The sequence below is a fragment of the Flavobacterium sp. LMO8 genome (assembly GCF_009495755.1).
Lineage (GTDB): Bacteria > Bacteroidota > Bacteroidia > Flavobacteriales > Flavobacteriaceae > Flavobacterium.
In genome coordinates, this window is the sequence record NZ_WIBJ01000019.1 from 1 (window position 1) to 18,523 (window position 18,523).

Sequence of the window (18,523 nt, forward strand, 5' to 3'; positions counted from 1 at the left end):
GTTAGGCGTCATTTTGCACAACCACGGTCAGAAATAGAAATTTAAAGAAAAAATGAAAATATCACCAATAATAGAAGTGGACGAATTACTGAAAATATACAAAAATCCTGATGTGATGACTTTCGATGTTAGCAACGGTAAAAATGCTAAAGCTAACTACGAAACAGAACATTTAGAAGGTGCTTTTTTTATTGACTTAAATTCTCAATTGGCAGATATTAAAACTGATTTTTCGGACGGAGGACGCCACCCATTACCTAAAATAGAAAATTTTGCAAAAACTTTGTCAGATTTTGGCATTTCCAACGACAAGCATATTATTATTTATGACGATAAAAATGGTTCAAATGCTTCTGCAAGATTTTGGTGGATGCTAAAATCAATTGGACACGAAAAAGTACAAGTATTAAATGGTGGATTAAAGACGGCTAAAGAATTACATTTTCCATTGAGTTCGAAAACCGAAAACATTAAAAGAAATTCAGAACTATATCAGTTTAACCAATGGAATTTACCAACAATCGAAATTGATGAGGTAGAAAGCGTATCGCAAAATCCTAATTATTTAGTAGTTGATGTTCGGGACAAAGAACGATATGACGGAATAACCGAACCAATCGATTTAATTGCAGGACATATTCCAGGTGCAATAAATGTTCCATTTACGGAAAATATAGACCAGAACGGATTATTCCTTAAACCCAACGAACTAAAAAATAAATATGAAACAATATTTGGAGATATTAGCATTGGAAACATTATAGTTCATTGTGGTTCAGGAGTAACAGCTTGTCATACTTTATTAGCACTGACATATGCTGAAATGGAAACCCCAAAGCTATATGTCGGTTCGTGGAGTGAATGGAGTAGAAACAACAAACAGATAGAAAAAACGAACGCCTAACAAGGGTTTTGCGTCAGGCGGGCTGAAGTGCAAAATTCAACGGCAGATTTTCAATTGAACATTAGTAATAATATCAGCTTTTGTGCTTCGATTTCCCGCCCGAACGCAAAGCCCCGAAACGTTAGTGGTCATTGCCGAACGAATCCAATTATGAAGAACCCAATCTTATTTACCTTATTGATTGTTATGATTTCAAATCTTTCTTGTAAAGATGAAAGTGAAAAAATAATTGATATAAGTACAAAAACTGAAAAGCAGAACGGAATAATAAAAAGAAGTTTTTACAAAAAAGGAAAACTGGAAAAAACATTGGAATATGTGAATATTTGCGGAAAAGAATATTTAAATCAAGGTTGGTATTTTAATGAAAAAAGAGACACGATAAAAAGCAAAGGAAACTCCTATGAAATTAAAATTGAAAAAAGTATCTTAAATCCATTAGAAGAGTCAAAAATTACATTTTTTTACAAGCCCTTTTTAAAAAATACAGTAAGTGGAATTTTATTATGTAAAGAAAATAATATCGAATACTGCGATTTAGAAAATAAAAAATTAGATACGCTATATTTCGTAGACAATAAGCTAGAATATACTCAAACCTTCAGAAATAAAGGAGTGAAAAACGTAACTGGATATATTTTGGAAATTACAAAGGAATTGAGACCAAATAAAAAGTATGACGAAAGAAAAGTTTATTTTACGCTTAACTTCAATGTTAAGTAAAAGCAACGACCACTAACAGCAGTTAAAAGTAATGGCTTAGGCAAGGGCATACTTCCGAATTTTCTCCGAAAATTCAAAAGTATGCGTTATATTTGTTTTGGCTTGGTTTTGGCTCGTCGCCACTTCTTTTAGCTGCAACACGTTACCAGTAATTGCACCGAAAAAAAACGTAAAAAACATAAAATGAAATTTCTAAAAGGTTGTTTAATCACATTGATGATATTTATTGGAATAAGTTTCATTGGATATCTATTATTTAAAAATAGTGTCATAAATAACTTGGAAAGTTCAAAAAGCAACGTAAAACAGAGTTGGACTAATTATACAGAAAATTTAAAAGAAAGAAACGCAGAATTATCAAAGCAGAATTTTAAAAACGATAGTCTGAAATTTTATTGGAATAAGGCTAAATCTATTGCTTTGACTGAATGTTCAAAAGAACTTGAATTTAATGAATACAAAATAAATCAATTCGTTATGTCGGACAGTTTAAACTCAACACTAAATGAAAAAATAAATTTGAGTTTAGACAATTATAATCAAAACGTTAGAGAATATAATACATACAGAGTTAGGTTTCCAAATTCTATAATCGCAAGAAAAACAGACTTTCCAAAAGATTTTAATTATTTTGATTATAGATATGGAGTTGACAATGAATCGAAAATGATTAGAAAGAAAAAAGTAGAAAATTGGATTATTAACGGAGGCACATATCCTGAATAGCAACTACTGGTAACAGCTGTTTTGATATAGCTGGAATTTAGTGGAATTACCGTTTCGCATCAAGTTTTCGTTAAGCCGAAAACTGAGCGATTACGAACTTCCAGCCATCTCAAAGCAGCGGGACGTTAGCAATAATATTTGAAAACTATCTACAAATCAACAACTATGAAACTAAAAATTTTATTATTAATATTATTTATATCATTTAGTTCTATTGCTCAAAAAAGCAGAAATATAGATTTCGTCAATTTTAAATATAATGTTTCTATTGTAGCTTTTTCTGAAGTTGAAATTTCAATTTATGAAAACCGAACATATAATAAAACAACGTATGAATTAGAAGCCAAATATTTTGAACATACCAAAAAAAAGAAAAAGAAAACTGAGATAAGTGAAGAAGATTTTAATAAAATTATACAATCTATATGCAAAATAAATAATTCAGATTTAGTTGAAAATTTTGTTTCAGGTTTGGACGGTTCAACTTCAGAACTTGAATTTGGCACGTTTTTTTTTAATTCTATAAAGTTTGAATTATGGAGTGTTCATAAAAACCAAATCAACAGTAATCTTAAGAACTTTATTGAAACAATACAATTGATATTAGAAGTTGCTGAAATTAAAATCGAAGACTATAATTAATACTATTGCTAACAGCGGTTTAGCTCCATTACGCCTGTAAAGTACTATATTTATTGATATTTTTAGTTTTCAAACATCCATTAGTACAACATAAGTACAACAAATCAGAACTTTTTTACATGCTTGTAAATACCTCTTTTTTTAAGTTGTGCTTTGCGATTCATTTTTTGAAACTCGGCTAATCGTCCACAATAATATTCGTCTGTTGCTTTTGCAAATCCATTGATCAAAAGCAAATCATTCAAGCACTCCCCTCCTGGCAAGATTACATATCCTAATTGTCGGTTCCAATAATCGTAAAAGTTATCCTGTTCTGTAATTATCGTTACAACCGTTTTAGGCGGTGCTACTTCCAAAACATAATGCAAGGCTTCCAATCCTAATTGGATTAAAAATTGGGCTGCTAAACGTGTTTTCTGTTCGTCCTCTTTCATCTTTCTATTGTACTTTACTTCTGGTGCATCTAAACCATATAGTCGTATCTCTTTTCGCAAACGAGTGAAAAGGTTGATAATGATTATGCTGTCTCCATCTAAGACTTCATCTATTTGCCAATGGGTTTCCACTAAATAGGGTGCTTTTGCGTTGTATTGCATTGATTTTCAGTATTTTAAGTTATTGTAAATCAAAGATAATGAATGATATTTGAGTATAAAATTTCACTTAAATATTAACTTCTAAAATCTTTACAAAATGGCTAGACAGAAAGGCGTTTTAAAGTATGTGGGAACTCTTGGAGATGTTCGCCACTTTAAAATTAAAGGACAAGAAGGGTACTTTGCCGGAATGGTAGGTGGACCTTCAGGGGAGCAAGTTTTATCAGCTCCAGAATTTGAAAGAACTCGTGAGAACATGAACGAGTTTGGTGCTTGTGCTAAAGCAGGAAAATCAGTTAGAACTGGTTTATCACAAATCGTGAAGCAAATGTCTGATACGCAAGTAGCAGGACGTTTAACAGCTATTATGAAGAAAATCAATTTGGAAGACCAAACCGAAGCCAGAGGGTATCGTAAAATTGAGATTACCTCTCAAAGAAATTACTTGGTAGGTTTTGAGTTTGACAAAAACACTTCCTTAAATGGTATTTTCAATGCTCCTTACAGTGTTACGCATGACCCAGCAAGAAACACTGCTGATTTTGTAATTCCTGCGTTTAATCCAGCGAATTTGATTAATGCACCTGCAGGTGCTACCCACTTTAGATTGATTAATACTCTTTCTGTAGTGAGTGACTTTGCTTACAATGCTGTAACGAATAGTTATGATCCTATTGACACAGCACAGAATGAAGTGAGTGATGTTCAATTCAGCACTTTCTTGGATTTGTATGCTCCTGCAACTGCAACTACCATTACAGCAACTTTGCCAAATGGTATCACGCCATCAACAGATGTTACCGTTCTTCAAGGTATTGGAATTGAGTTCTACCAAAAAGTAGGTTCAAACTATTACTTATTTGCAACAGGTAACTGCTTGAAAATTGAGGACGCATTTTAAGAATCCTACTTACAAATCCCTCAGCAACTCTGGGGGATTTTTTGTTTTAACTTACTAATTCAATTCCCATGGAAACAAAAATCATTCGCGTAGCACAGGGCAAACAAAGTACATTAAGCCAATTATATATCAACGGAGTATTTCAATGTTATTTACTTGAGGATAAAATACGAACTGAAAAAATCAAGGAACATACTGCCATACCTACTGGAACCTATTCATTGCAGCTTAATACTTGGGGTGCAAAAAATGTCAACTACAAAAAAGCATTTGGAAAAGTTCACCAAGGTATGATTGAAATTACAGGTTTACCAAATTTCAGTTATGTGTATATCCATACAGGAAATACGATTGAAGATACCGCAGGATGTCCGCTTTGTGGATTTGGGTTCCAACTTATCCAGGGCGATTACCGAGTTACGCAAAGTGTTATGGCTTACCAAATGATTTATCCTAAGCTAGTTGCATTAGCAAAGAACAAAGCAAACAAGATTAGTATCGAAAACAATTTCCAATTTTAAACTTGTAATGCCATGGAACAAGCTCCACAATTAATGGTACTTTTTGGAAGTTTAATAAGCTTATTATTATCGGTTGTAGCCTATTTTATCAAACAATTGCACACAGATTTCAAAAGAATGGAAAAAGACCTTGTTGAAGTAAAAACCATGGCATTATTAATCAAAACCGAGTTTAAAAGTAGCAGTGATTTACTGAACCAAAAAGTAGATTATTTAGAACACCGAGTTCAAAAATTAGAATTATCCATCTTTAAAAATCACGAACATGAAAAGTAATGAAATGAATATCGTTCAAAGAGTGAAAGCTCCAACACCAAAGTTTTTCAAAGTATTGAGAACAATTGGTTTAGCCTTAGCAACTGTTGGAGGAACTATCATCGCTTCACCAATTGCATTGCCGGCTGGATTAGTTGCAGCTGCAGGTTATTTGGTTTTGGCCGGTGGTGTTTTGTCAGCAGTATCGCAAACCGCTGTACAAGATGACGAAGAACCGAGAGTTCCACAGGAAGACAGGGTTCAATAAAACTAAATTTGCTTAAAAATCGCAATCAAAAGCTCCTATTTCAGGGGCTTTTTTTTGCTTTATACCCAATTGCTTCGCTTTTTCCAATTTTATTTAATTGGTGCGTTTATATTGCGGTTATGTATTGTTTTGCTTCGGGATAGGGATTGTTTGGGGAAATTTCTTGAAATAAAAAAACCTAGCCCTACGGGGCCAGGTTTGTGTTATTTGTTTCTGTAACGGAGTAAGATGGCGTTACGGATTTCGTTGATTAGGTGGATGTTTTTTGCGTGATGTGCTTCTTGTTCTTGCAGCAACTTGAGTGCTTGGATGTTTTTATGGTGCAGCTCATGTTCACGCATTAATCGGGTTGCTTTTGGATTGAACTCTTTTTTGAATTCATACAGGGATAAGAACGGAATAACCGAACCGCGAAGAAAAGGCATCCAGAATTTGGATTTCCATAGGCTCATGGCTATCCAAAAAATGTCCTCTTTTTGAGCTTCGGTTTGGAAGATTAGTACAAAGCTGTTTGTAAAAGGTTCATTGTTAGGTTTTCCGCTATTTAGTCCTTTTGATAATACGAAAAAGTGCGGTTTGGCATAGTGCGCCCCAGGTTGGTGGGTTTTAATAAAAATAGTGTCCATAGTACAAGGATTTAACAAGTTAACTTCCTTCGTCTTTCCTCCTTGGTTGCCCGAAATGTGAATGAAAACCGAGATGCCCCACACACATTTTTGCAAAAGAAAAAAGGAAAAAAAAGAAAGCCGTCTTGCCTTGTGGAGGGTTTCAAAAAAGCAAGTTTTACGGGTAAAATACTACCCATATGCGTCTGTGGAAACGCTAAGTGGATGTGGTGGTATTGAAAATGTATGGGTGGAGATTTTATCCGGAACCGGAGGCTTGAACTTGCTTTTTTGAATACCCGGAACAAACCTTTGGCTTCTTTTTTATCCTTTTTTTTGTAAAAATGTTTACCCCTAATGTTCTTATGAAATGGGGTTTTAGGGGTGTTCAATCGGGACTGGTAAACAAGGGTGTGGTTTTCTTTTTTTTGCTAGACGACCTCGACTACGCTCGGTTTGACAATGTTTCTTTGTGAAGATGAGAAAAATGAAAAACACACTCTTGTGGTAGTTTGATTTTTGAGGATGCTTGATAGTTTAGTTAGCAGTCGCAGTTTTCAGTTAGCAGTTAACTTCTGATGGAAATGGGAAGCATCTTCAAAAAACAATGAAAATTACGTTAGCGGTAGCGTTCCTATTCTTTTTCGGGTGGGTGCGGCTGGGAGCGGATATTTTACATAATAACCCTTATAACTTTCAGGGGGACTGCGTGGGGTGTTGGGAATGAATTATAAGGTTTATTATGTAATAATAGCTTGGGAGTGGTTTTTGTGTGTTTTTAGCGTTTGTTTTTGGATTGGTTGTAAGTGGATAAAAAAAGGCGGACTGTGCGCGAGGGGTTGGGAAAACAGGGAGCCTTTTTTTATTGACTTACTTTGGGTAAAACAATTGCAAAAAACACACAAAATACCACTAGTGCGGTGGGGAGCGTTGGACTGGGTGGGCGCAAACAACTTAGCGAAGCGTTCCTAATTAAAACATTGAAAACAAGAAAGCCATTTGCTTTCTATCTAGCCCCGATAGAAGTGATACCGTGTTTAACGGATAGCGGGAAAATGGAAACCAAGAATGCCCGAGCGGTTCGCTTCTTACAATCCAATAAAGACTTATTAGTTCATAATTAGGTAAAATATTTACTTTTTAGATAATTTCCTTAGCTTTACAAAACTATGGAAGAAATATATAAAAAACTTGATACTATTCGTGACGTTTGGAATTATAATATATGGGATTATCCATATTGTCAGAGTGAGATAAAATTTGATAAAGAAGCTAAGACTAATTACTTCGGTGATTTAATGGGTTATTTTCATGATACTTTGGATATGCTCAAAGAGCCTGTTAGTAGCAATGCACTCACTGGTGTATTTTCATATCATGTTAGTTTACTACAGACTTTGTATGTACAGCAAGATTTTATTGATGAACTTTTAAGATTGTTTGCGACTGGATTTAACAAAGGAGATTTAAAGAAAGATGTTAATTATTCGATAAATAGGGAAATTAGGAATGAATTGGTGGGACATCCTATCAGGAGAGATAAAACAGGTAAATTAGTATCCTCTACATTATTTTCATATGATTCTCATCATGGTAAAATAGAATATCTAAGATATCATCAAGAAAAGAACTTTGAATTTGAAACAGTTAAATATAATGTTGAAGATATTTTGAATAGACATACAATTTTTTTAAATACATGGTTAGATATAATTATTGAAAAATTAAAATCTGTTGTAAATAAGCATAAAAGTGAACTAACAAAAATTAAAGACAAGGTTTATATTATAAAATTTGAAAGTTTAGTTTGTTTATTAGATCAAAAATATAAACCCTTTCTTGAGAATACGTATTTATACGAAAAGGATTCAATTTTAAAAATCTATGAAAAAAGAAGTGTTCATAGAAGATATAGAATTGTTTATGAACAGTTCATTGATGACTTAGTTTCATCTTTAAATGAGCAAATTAATAGTTGTGAAGAGGTTTTTACCAGAAGATTTATTGTTTATGATAATAAAACTAGTAACTTGAAACCATTATTTAATATAGATGAAGATGGAGTAATCCATATTGACTTACCAATAAAAAAACGCAACCTAGGTCGACCAAAAAAAGATTATAACTATCCCTTACAAAAGTTGATTGATTCTAGTAGAAGAAATTATATGGATTTTAATTTTTTTAGTGGTTCTATTTTGTCTCAATGTAAAAACAAAATTGTCGAAAGAGAGTTGAATAGAATGAGGCAATATTTGAATGATGACATTGAATACATATCATCATATAGATTGATATGCAAAATATTAAAAACACATTAGAAATATTAGACTTTGGAGCAATAACTAATAAAAATAGAAATAAATAAAGCTTAAGACTTTAATACCTAATTTAAAATTACTTTATAAGATTTAGTTTTATTCTCTGACTGTAGTATAATAAAGTAGATGCCTTTTGAATTGCCTGATAAATCTATTGTATTTGTTGTAGTATTGGTATTTATTAATTGACCTAGAGTGTTGTAAACGGAATAGTTATATTGCTTATTATCTACATTATTTATGTAGATATAATCCTTTGTAATTGTTTGATAAATAAGATTGTTTGATAGTGTATAATCATCCGTTGATAATACACCCCAAGTATCTGTTGCTTGTGGACCATTCCAAATGATAGTTGCTAGAAATGGGTTGTCTATGAAAGGATTTCTGTTGCCTTGTATGGTGTTTAGAATATTGTTTCTATTCAATTCATATTGTGAAACTGGATCTTGTGCATTCCAATCTAAGAATACGTTTGGCATATCACCATAATTGGAATATGATGTACTACCAACACCAACATTGTTTGGTAAACATTGCGATGGATAGCGAACATACATGTACATAATCATTCTAGCTACATCACCTTTCCATTCATTACCTGGGTACCAATTCCCTGCTAGTGTAATGTATGACATATTAATCCCACTACCCTCTTCAAATTTTCTATTACTTCTTGAATTGTTCCTATCACTATCAATAGAACGTAAGTGATGCGCATCTGCACCTGCAAATTCAAAGCCAAGATTTGGGGTGCCAAGGGAACGTGGATAAACATGCTCTCTTACCCATAAACCACTACAAGAAGAAGTATGACAAGAAGATGTTTGAGCTCTCGAATAATCGTTTGTGATATCAGCATCAGTATCATTCCAACCATAAACTAAAAGTACATTGTTTGTATTACTAGGGTTTAAATCGGTTTGATATAAAGCATCCCAAGTATCTGTAATACCTGTTGCTGTATAGGGTAGGTTTGTTGTATGTGTGTTTGTTATAAGTGTAGTTAATTGGTTTTTTAAATAATCACCTTCTTGACTAAAATCAATTGAAGCATAATACGCTGGAATTTGGGCATAGAATAATGTTGGGACTAATAGAAAGAGTATTTTTTTTAGCATTGTTTTACTTTTAATTGCTTTGATTTATTCAAATTTAGTGTAAAAAAACAATATCACAAGAAATTTGTTGGGTTAAATAAACTTAAAGAAATACATATTGTAACAACTAAAAAAAGTAACAATGTGATATTACTACCAAAGCGATAAAATATCTGAGGGAAATGCTTTAGCTACTAAATTTACTTCATTGGGATAAGCAAAGTTATTGATTGGTTCGTGTTGTAACCATTTGGATTCGTCTTCTGGCTTCATAATTATTGGCATTCTTTTCTTGGTGTTATGGATTTCTGCAATTAGTTGATCGGCTTGTGTGGTAACGATGGAATATGTATCTTTAATTTCACCCGTGTTTTGATTAACCCATTGTGAATAGATGCCTGCGAAAGCGAATAAATCATCATTACCAATACCTATTTCGTACTTGATTTTATTTTTGCCTTTACTGTCTTGCCATTGCCATTCATAGAAACCATTTGCTATTACTAGACATCTTTTATTGATAGAATTTTTGAATGATGGTTTTCCTTCTATTGTTTCTATTCGTGCTTTTAATGTTAGTTTTTTGATATCTTCATCTTTAGACCAGGAAGGAATTAAACCCCAATTATAATGCTTAATAAGATTAGGGTTTTCATCTGTGATAACTGGATTTATTCCAAAATAAAAACCATTTATATCATTAGAAGGATTGAAAAGTTCTTTTTTTTCTATTGTTGCTTTAAATCTGTTTTCGACTTCTAAAGCTAGTTTTGTTTGTTTGGAATGGAAGCAAATGTTTTGATTATCAATATTTTGCAGCTTTGAAAAGTGGAGATGAACCAAGACCAAGCCATTACAAATATAACCAAAACTTTAAATTAAAAACGAACTTTAAAATAATGCTTAAAACACGCATTTATTGCAAAACGCTGTTAACAGTAGTTTTCTACTTTAAAATAATTGTAGAAAATAAGTGCAATGTGATTGAAATCGATATTTTCATCATATTTTGAAGTATAATTTAAGTAAAAGTATATTATCTTTTCTAAGTCTTCATCTGTACCACCAATTAATTTAAATGAAGATAAAACTTCATTATAAGATTCATCACCATTGAAATTTTTTGACCTTAATTCACTTATGATTTTTTCTCTAAAATGAAAAAAATCAGCAATTAGCATGGAAGACATATATCTAGTGTTTAGAAAGAACTGAGATAATAAAGAAATGTTTTGATAACTTCTATTTTTTGATTGTGATGATTTCAAAAATAACTCAATTTTTTCAATATTGAATGTTGTAATAACAAATGTCAATATGATACATTCGAATATTTTAAAATTATTTCGATTCTTTTTTATAATTGGGTCATATTTTATTTTTTGAAAATCGAAATTGTCGTCATGTTCTTTATTGAGATTGATGTAATGATTTATTTTCTTTGATAGTTCTAAATCATAATATTCTTTTTGTAGTAAACCACTATAGTCACTTGCGTTCATTTCGAGATATTCTTTGTCTCTGTCTTTTGGATTTGAATCGTTTATAGATTGTAAAAAATTAATAACTTTTTTGTTATCAAATTTGTGTATATCAAAATATTTTATGCTATAAGAATGAATATAATTTCTACCTTCACCTGGCTTGTAACCATAATTAGAAATTTCTACTGATGTTTCACATTTTAATAAAACATATGGTTTTATAAAAAAGTCAATTTCATATTGATATAATTGTCTATTCTTATTTGAGAAATAATTATTTCTAATTTGATTAAAATTTTCAAGAATTAAAGAGCTGTAAAGTTTAGTAAATGCTTCTATTTTATCACCGATTTGTCTACAAAAAGCAGAATGATTAAATTTTTCATCTAAAAATTTAAAATATAAATATTGTCCTATTTTCTTGTCAGATTTTTCAATATTTAAAAATATTTCTCCATTGAAAATTTTGACTTTTGGAAATTCAATAGTTATTAAATTCTCATCATTTTTTAATTCGCATTCAATTAATAATCCACTTAAATTGAATTTATTAGGAAGAATTTGAATGATTTTTTTGTCATATTTAATTTCAAAAAAAATTGATATGATAGAAGATAATTCTTTTTGTAGTTCATCATAAATGGAATAAATAGATTGGTTGAAACTATTATTACTACTTTCTTTTTCCATAATATTTTTATTTTAATAAATTGTGGTCAAAAAAATACTGCTAACTAGTAAATATCTTCAAATATATTCAACATTTTTAATTTAAGAATAAATATATCTTTACTAATCTGTTTGCCAAGGTTTTGAAATTTTCATGTTATTACGCGAAAGCATTCGCGCAATAACTCGGAAGTTTTTGTATTAGACTAAGTATTCATTAAGTTTAACTACTGAAATATTCAATATATCTCTTACTAAAATAACATATTCTTCAATCTCTGCAGAAATATTTTTTGCCATTTGATCTAAACCTTCTTGAGTTGTTTTTTTTAATATTGCCGGAGCTTCTTCTTTCATCAATGTATGTAAATCATTCCAAAAAACTACACTTTTTAAATATTCAAATTCAGTTGAGCCTTCGTGAAGTTTTTCGTGTCGTTTATCTTTTGTTATTTTAATTTTTTCCGCCAAAGCCAAAATCTTTGTATTTAGCTCAGGAAATTCTTTATGAATTTTATTACGGAATAAATAAAGATTAGGTTTATCAATTTCTGTCATATATAAGAGATTTAAAATCTTACCTAGAATATCAGATAATGAATTAATTCTAATTATATAATTCTCAATAAAGTAATTATAGTAAGTCTCAGTATTTTCAAATTCAGGAAATGACTCTGAAATTTTTGAATGGTCAGGGATTTTAATAAACACTAAAGTTTTCTCTAAATCTTCAACTACATTATTTAGTTGATTAAAATAGTTAAAGAGCTTTTTAATTTTTTGTTCTTTCTCGTCGCCCTCCAAGAAAAAATCATATTCCTTTGTTTTCAAAGCTCTTGAAAAACATTCATTAATAACTGGGACAACCTGTTTGAAATAAACATCAACGAATTCTCCTTTTAAGAGTGTATCTCTGAATGTTTCTTTTTGTTCGCTCATTTTCTTTAAAATTGCAGTTAACTTCTATATATGCTGAACTTTCAGACTACGTTTATACTATTTTGACATAATATGCGAAAGTTTTGTATGGATTTGTTTTATTTTCAAATATAAAGATTCTTTTAAATTTTAATTGTAATGATTTCGTCAATCCTAGTAGTATAAGATTTTGATAATTTTTCTTGTTTCATTTTCCATTGTCTACCAAGAGATTGATTGGCGAACTTGATTTTGTTTTTGCCGTAGGCTCTATTAAGTTTATCAACTACTGACATTAGAGGTTGATGTTTTGGATTTGAGGTGTTGAAAAGGGATAATTGGGTTTGGTCATTAGGAGTTAAACCCATTACTATTACGCCTGCTTTTTTGTAATTATAACCTTCTTTGAAAATTGCTTTTAATCCAATTTGAGCGTACTTGTTTAACTCGATTGTGGAGTTTGTTGGAAAATTGGTATTGATTACTATGTTTCTTGAATATTGTGGTTGGTCCTTTCTGAAATAGTTGGTGTGAAGAAAAACCATTATCATGTTGCAATGGCTGTTTTGTCTTCTTAGTTTTTCGGAACAGGAAGTTGTGAACGTAGCAATGCGTTCTGAAATATCTTCCAATTTTGTCATTGGTTTTTCAAATGATCTAGTTGTAGCAATCATTTTTTTACTCTTTGGAGTTTCTAAATCCAATGTTGGTTTGCCTTCTAATTCATGTTTTAATCTCAATCCTACAACTGCCATTTCTTTTCTTACCCAATCATCGTGTAACTGTGTGAATTGATAAGCATTGAAAACATTAACTGCCCGTAAGCGTTTAGCGTGTTTTCTACCAATACCCCAAACATCTTCAATTTTAGTCCATTTAAGAGCTTTTATTCTCTTTTCCTCATTGTCTATTACATAGACGCTTTTTGTTCTTTCTGGGAACTTCTTTGCTATTTTATTGGCTACTTTCGCTAGTGCTTTTGTTGGTGCAAATCCTACACTTATGGGAATTCCTGTATTTTTAGTTACAGTCTTTTGAATTATTATTCCGTATTCTTCCAGGTTAAAGAATTCAAATCCTTCAAACTTTAGAAAAGCTTCATCAATACTATATACTTCAATATCGGGTGTAAAAGTTGAAAGTATGTTCATTACTCTACTGCTCATGTCACCATACAAGGCATAGTTTGAGGAATAAACAAATACATTGTTATCTTCGAATAGTTTTTTGAATTCGAATGCAGGAGCTCCCATTGGAATTCCTAATGCTTTAGCTTCGTTAGAACGCGCAATAACACAACCATCATTATTGGAAAGTATTACTACTGGTTTTCCAATTAAATGTGGCTCGAATACTCTTTGGCAAGAGGCGTAAAAGTTATTGCAATCTACTAAGGCAAACATTTATTTATTTCTATTTTTCCAACTATCGTTATGGTATTTGTCCCTTGGTCTTGAACTTATGAATTTAATAAAAATGTATATTACAAAGATTGTAAGCAAACTTAATAGAATATATTCGAAAATTGATTTCATTAGAACGATTTTATACTATGAATTACAATACCCCAAATCATTAGTTCGTTTTCTTCGGTTACTTTTATAGGCTCGTAATCTTCATTCTCGGCTATTAACCAAACAATATCTTTTTCTATTTTAATTCTCTTAACTGTAAATTCACCATCAATTTGGCAAATAGCTATTTTACCATCTTGTGGAGTTAAGCTTTTGTCTATTACTAATAAATCACCATCAAAAATACCTGCGTTTTTCATGGAATGCCCTTTTACTTTAGCAAAGAAAGTACTGTCTTTATGTTTGATTAGATGCTTATTTAAATCGATGGTTAATTCAATAAAATCATCAGCAGGTGAAGGAAAACCTGCACTTATACCCACATCAACAAATGGTAAGACTAATTCTGTTGAAAAATCAGGAGCATAAAATTCAAATATTGTTGTGCTGTGTAAACTTCTTAACTTCATCATACCACAAAATTAGGTAAGTAATATTTTAGAAAATAACAATGTTGAAAAAAATAATAATTAACGAAATGAAGCAAACAAAGAATTGATGCTAGGAATACTTGGACTAGGAGCGATTTTTGTGCAGCTGAATGAGGTAATGGCTTTTGATTAGTTTTAAAAAAAAATCTATTTGGTAATTGATAAATAACAAAAAAGCCTATTTCTTATTTCTATTAAATGATTGTCTTATTAAGCTTAAAATATATTCAAATTCATCATCTGAACTAATTTGAATTTCATAGTCACCATTACCCCAATGGCCAGTTTTTGAAACATCTCTTGCGATCAATTTATTATCATCAAGTTCACCAATGTTTAAATTTAACCACATTTTCAATGCTTTTTTCTGAGGATGAATATCAACAACATTTTTACCTGATACAAAAGCAATATATTTCTTTTTAGGTTTCAATTCTATATTTTCAAAATTTAGTATTGCATTTTTAAATTTCTCATATAGCTCTACTATCTCATCTGATACATTCTCTAAATGTTCTTCCTCAGAATATACTTTTATTTCTTTTGCTACATTATCAATAGTTTGGTCGTTTTTAGAAATTGTTTTAATACTTTCCTGTGCACCAGCTTTTTGAATTTGTTCGTATGATATGGTATTATTCTCAAATCTTTTTACTTCCCATAATTCAATTGGCAAATCTTTAAAATTTATTGCTTCACGTTGATAATTCGTAAATGCAGTTGAAACAAAAAGTACCCTTGATTGCGACCAATCTACATCAGTTCTTTTTAATGATTTATTATTATTTTCATTAAATTCAAGTATAAAATCGGCTTTGTTATTAAGCATTAATGAGAGGTAAGCATATCCCTGATCTATTACACTGAAATTCTTATCTCTTTTGTATTCTATAATTACAAAAGCATTAGCTTCAACATCAAAAGCTAATGTATCTATACGAAAATTATTTAAAGCAAATTCAGATTTTACAAAATCTAACCCAAAAATAGTTTTAAGATTTTTTTCTGATAGGTCTTGTAAATCCTTTTCCAATTTAAATGGATTTTCTTTTATGTATTCTAATTTTTTATCAATTCTATAAAGTGTCATTTTTATTTTTTATTTTAAAATTAAAAAAAAATAAATTAAATCTTTAAATCACTTACTGAACCTACTACTTGATAATGCACATTTTCGATTACTTCAAAATGCTTTTCAGCACAAGCTATTTTCATTATTTCGCTATCTCTCAAAAGTGTTTTATCTTTTGCTGCTTTCGGGTCTTTGGTTTCGGCAACAAAATATATTTTGGTTTCTTCGCCTTCTTCTTTTTTGACTAAAGCCCAATCAGGGTTATATGGACCTATTGGAGTTTTTATTTGAAATGTTTTTGGTAGCTTTACGTAAAACAGTATATCATCCCTTGAATCGCAATCTTCTGCAAACTTCTTTTCAGGTGTGCTAAGTGAATCAATAGCAATGAAGTTGTATAATGTTTTATGCTGTTTTTTTACTGCTATAAGGTTTTCTAAATACTGTTCTATTTCGGCAGTTTCAAACAATTTCATTTCATATACTTGACCAGCAATTTGTTCGTATTGGATACCATTTATTTTGATTCGGTCAAATTCATATTTGATAATTCGAACAACACTATCCATAAATAATTGAGGATTGTTGAAAATTTCAACTAACCTATTACTCTGCAATACAATTTGAGTAATGGTATCTCTAGTTAGTTCAGTTTTAGATTGTATGTAAGCAACAAAATCAGGAATTTCATAATTGGCATCCTTTACAATTCTCTCTTTACTGCCTTTTTGTTCTCCTCCTAATTCAATCAAATTGCCTTTTGCATCTCTAATGAATTTTGCAATATTTTTTTCACGGTAAATGACTGGTTTTTCAATTGTAGGCATTGCTTGCAATGCAGTTACACAATTGGAAACTAATTGGCTTGTGTTGTAATCTACTTTGTACTCGGTTTTGTGTTTGATTTTATCCCACAACTCTTTAAATAAAGTATCATCTAACCACTTATCTTTTAGCTTTACTTTTTCTCTGAGTCTTGCATTTTTAATACGCCCTTCAAACTTCACTCCACAATCTTCCTCAATTTCTTTTTGTAATGCTTTTGAAAAACTATCATAAGCTTCATTTGCAATTACTGTAAGGCGGTTTACTGCCCTTTCCAAATTTCTTTCTCCTGTTTGGTCTACGCAGAGTCGAAGCCCTCTGCCTATTTCTTGCCTTTTCTTAATATCAGATTTGGTTTCGTTTAGTGTGCATATTTGAAATACATTTGGGTTATCCCAACCTTCACGAAGTGCCGAATGGCTGAAAATAAAACGAAGTGGTGTTGCTGTATCTAATAACCTTTCTTTATCTTGCATTATTAGCTTAAAGGTTTCATCATCTGCTTTAGTAGACTTACCTTCCTTAGTATCTTTCAATTTGCCTTTATCTTGGCTAAAATAGCCGTTGTGTACTTCTTCGGCTGTGTATAAAAACAAACCACTGTAAGCTGGCATATTTTGCCACTTTGTATAACTCTCTTCAAACCAAACTGCAAACTTACCTTTACTTGCATTACCCTGTTCATCATAACTTCGATAATTGGCAACTCTATCAATAAAGAAGATTGATAAAACTTTAATTCCTTTGCTTCTTAATTCTTTTTCTTTCTTAAAATGGTTCTCTACTGTAGCATCGACCATTTCTTTTAATATCTGGTCGGTTAAACCTCCAACAGCTTGCCCTTTGTAAACAATTTTACCACTCGAAAATTCAATGAAATCATTTTCAGCATCTAATTCATTTATTACATAACCTTCTTTGTAAATATCCCAACCGTTAGAGAGTTTATGCAAATCATCACCAATTTTGGCGGTAACTTGTTTTTTTACTATACCTCCTTTTTCGTTTACGAAAATGGAAAGTTTGGCTGTAATGGATTGCTTGGCTACTTTGAAACTATCTACACTTATAAAAGCACCAGAACTATCATTTTTGGCAATTACTGAATCAACTTCTATTTGCTTTACTAAGCCTAAATCATAAGCTTTTACAGGGTCTAATTTGTATACAAGATTGTAATGGTTTTTGTGTGTAGCTGAATAGCGAAGTGTAAATAATGGATTTAGGTTGGTAATCGCTTTTTTACGAATATCCGTTTCCATATTTTGTGGTTCGTCAATAATTACTATTGGATTGCTCTTTTGAATGTATTCTATTGGCTTTACTCCTGATTCTCTAACCTGGTTAATTACGTTGGCATCTTTAGTAAATGAATCAATATTTATAACCAAAATTTGTATAGCATTGCTTTTGGCAAAATTGCCCAACTCGTTTAATCTACCAGAATCGTAAACCTTGTATTCGGCAGGCTGGTTTTCATAAATTTCTTGTAAGTGTTCGAATGTGATTTGAAGGCTTTTCAAAACACCTTCACGTATGGCAACTGAAGGCACTACTATTACAAATTTCTTGAATCCATACACCTTGTTTAATTGGTAAATAGTACGCAGGTAAACATAAGTTTTACCTGTACCGGTTTCCATTTCTATTGAATAATTAGGAAAATTAGTAACAACTGATTTTTCTTCAACAAATCCTTTTATTTTAGCATCATCATTGTACCACAATTTTTCTATTCCATTTGAAACTTCATCTACCCGAAGTTCGTTTTTTATTTGCGTTTTATTAAGATTTACTAATAAGGCTTCTTCTGACAAAACAAGATTATTTGCAACACCTGTTTCGGTAAATTGTAAACTATCTTTCTCCTTATCGGAAAAAGAAAATTCAAAGTCTGAAGTATTCAAAGTTTGCCCTTCAAATAAATCAACTATAGATTGTATGGCTTCAAGCTGATAGGCTTGGTTTTTATCGAATTGTAATTTCAT

At 31.1% G+C, this 18,523-nt stretch carries 19 protein-coding genes; 9 read left to right on the forward strand and 10 right to left on the reverse strand.

Features of this window, described 5'->3' with window-relative positions:
- Positions 1-52: 52 nt before the first annotated feature.
- From GFJ94_RS02820 to GFJ94_RS02835, 4 genes are all read left to right on the forward strand, one after another.
- Positions 53-904 (forward strand): sulfurtransferase, encoded by an 852-nt coding sequence (locus GFJ94_RS02820; protein WP_153199845.1) that lies wholly within the window; start codon positions 53-55, stop codon positions 902-904.
- A gap of 186 nt (positions 905-1,090) precedes the next feature.
- Entirely contained in the window at positions 1,091-1,627 is a 537-nt protein-coding gene (locus GFJ94_RS02825) for a DUF3822 family protein (RefSeq protein WP_153200078.1), read from the forward strand.
- Between the two features lie 183 nt (positions 1,628-1,810).
- Positions 1,811-2,353: a LemA family protein gene (locus GFJ94_RS02830; protein ID WP_153200079.1), complete on the forward strand. Its 543-nt coding sequence runs from the start codon at positions 1,811-1,813 to the stop codon at positions 2,351-2,353.
- Between the two features lie 165 nt (positions 2,354-2,518).
- Entirely contained in the window at positions 2,519-2,995 is a 477-nt protein-coding gene (locus GFJ94_RS02835) for a hypothetical protein (protein WP_153200080.1), read from the forward strand.
- Positions 2,996-3,099: 104 nt separating this feature from the next.
- Here GFJ94_RS02835 and GFJ94_RS02840 read toward each other — a convergent pair whose 3' ends face one another.
- Complete coding sequence (locus GFJ94_RS02840; RefSeq protein WP_153200081.1) at positions 3,100-3,591, reverse strand: thermonuclease family protein; 492 nt, start codon at positions 3,589-3,591, stop codon at positions 3,100-3,102.
- Between the two features lie 97 nt (positions 3,592-3,688).
- Between GFJ94_RS02840 and GFJ94_RS02845 the strand changes: the two genes are divergently transcribed.
- From GFJ94_RS02845 to GFJ94_RS02860, 4 genes are all read left to right on the forward strand, one after another.
- Positions 3,689-4,492 (forward strand): hypothetical protein, encoded by an 804-nt coding sequence (locus GFJ94_RS02845; RefSeq protein WP_153200082.1) that lies wholly within the window; start codon positions 3,689-3,691, stop codon positions 4,490-4,492.
- A 68-nt stretch (positions 4,493-4,560) separates the two neighbouring features.
- A complete protein-coding gene (locus GFJ94_RS02850; protein ID WP_153200083.1) occupies positions 4,561-5,013 on the forward strand; it encodes a DUF5675 family protein in 453 nt (150 codons plus the stop codon).
- Between the two features lie 12 nt (positions 5,014-5,025).
- Positions 5,026-5,289, forward strand: a complete 264-nt coding sequence (locus tag GFJ94_RS02855) for a hypothetical protein (RefSeq protein WP_153200084.1) — start codon at positions 5,026-5,028, stop codon at positions 5,287-5,289.
- Positions 5,279-5,536 carry a hypothetical protein gene (locus tag GFJ94_RS02860; protein ID WP_370513782.1) on the forward strand — a complete coding sequence of 86 codons (258 nt, stop codon included), beginning with the start codon at positions 5,279-5,281 and terminating at the stop codon, positions 5,534-5,536. The genes GFJ94_RS02855 and GFJ94_RS02860 overlap by 11 nt, the downstream gene beginning before the upstream one ends.
- A gap of 203 nt (positions 5,537-5,739) precedes the next feature.
- On the opposite strand, the gene GFJ94_RS02865 is transcribed toward GFJ94_RS02860, so the two are convergent.
- Positions 5,740-6,162, reverse strand: a complete 423-nt coding sequence (locus tag GFJ94_RS02865) for a hypothetical protein (RefSeq protein ID WP_153200085.1) — start codon at positions 6,160-6,162, stop codon at positions 5,740-5,742.
- A 1,148-nt stretch (positions 6,163-7,310) separates the two neighbouring features.
- Between GFJ94_RS02865 and GFJ94_RS02870 the strand changes: the two genes are divergently transcribed.
- Positions 7,311-8,462 (forward strand): hypothetical protein, encoded by a 1,152-nt coding sequence (locus GFJ94_RS02870; RefSeq protein ID WP_153200086.1) that lies wholly within the window; start codon positions 7,311-7,313, stop codon positions 8,460-8,462.
- Between the two features lie 65 nt (positions 8,463-8,527).
- Here GFJ94_RS02870 and GFJ94_RS02875 read toward each other — a convergent pair whose 3' ends face one another.
- The 8 genes from GFJ94_RS02875 to GFJ94_RS02910 all read right to left on the reverse strand — a co-directional run bounded on the left by GFJ94_RS02875 (position 8,528) and on the right by GFJ94_RS02910 (position 18,523).
- Positions 8,528-9,583 (reverse strand): endonuclease, encoded by a 1,056-nt coding sequence (locus GFJ94_RS02875; RefSeq protein WP_153200087.1) that lies wholly within the window; start codon positions 9,581-9,583, stop codon positions 8,528-8,530.
- 132 nt (positions 9,584-9,715) lie between these two features.
- The gene (locus GFJ94_RS02880; protein WP_238989428.1) at positions 9,716-10,405 is read right to left on the reverse strand and encodes an SOS response-associated peptidase; all 690 of its coding nucleotides are present in this window, start codon (positions 10,403-10,405) and stop codon (positions 9,716-9,718) included.
- An 89-nt stretch (positions 10,406-10,494) separates the two neighbouring features.
- Positions 10,495-11,736: a hypothetical protein gene (locus GFJ94_RS02885; protein WP_153200088.1), complete on the reverse strand. Its 1,242-nt coding sequence runs from the start codon at positions 11,734-11,736 to the stop codon at positions 10,495-10,497.
- Positions 11,737-11,916: 180 nt separating this feature from the next.
- On the reverse strand, positions 11,917-12,654 hold the full coding sequence (locus GFJ94_RS02890) for a Cthe_2314 family HEPN domain-containing protein (protein WP_153200089.1): 738 nt from the start codon (positions 12,652-12,654) through the stop codon (positions 11,917-11,919).
- Positions 12,655-12,776: 122 nt separating this feature from the next.
- The gene (locus GFJ94_RS02895; RefSeq protein ID WP_153200090.1) at positions 12,777-14,036 is read right to left on the reverse strand and encodes a Y-family DNA polymerase; all 1,260 of its coding nucleotides are present in this window, start codon (positions 14,034-14,036) and stop codon (positions 12,777-12,779) included.
- A gap of 131 nt (positions 14,037-14,167) precedes the next feature.
- A complete protein-coding gene (locus GFJ94_RS02900) occupies positions 14,168-14,617 on the reverse strand; it encodes a LexA family transcriptional regulator (protein WP_153200105.1) in 450 nt (149 codons plus the stop codon).
- Positions 14,618-14,816: 199 nt separating this feature from the next.
- The gene (locus tag GFJ94_RS02905; RefSeq protein ID WP_153200091.1) at positions 14,817-15,728 is read right to left on the reverse strand and encodes a DUF5655 domain-containing protein; all 912 of its coding nucleotides are present in this window, start codon (positions 15,726-15,728) and stop codon (positions 14,817-14,819) included.
- A gap of 35 nt (positions 15,729-15,763) precedes the next feature.
- Entirely contained in the window at positions 15,764-18,523 is a 2,760-nt protein-coding gene (locus GFJ94_RS02910) for a DEAD/DEAH box helicase family protein (RefSeq protein WP_153200092.1), read from the reverse strand.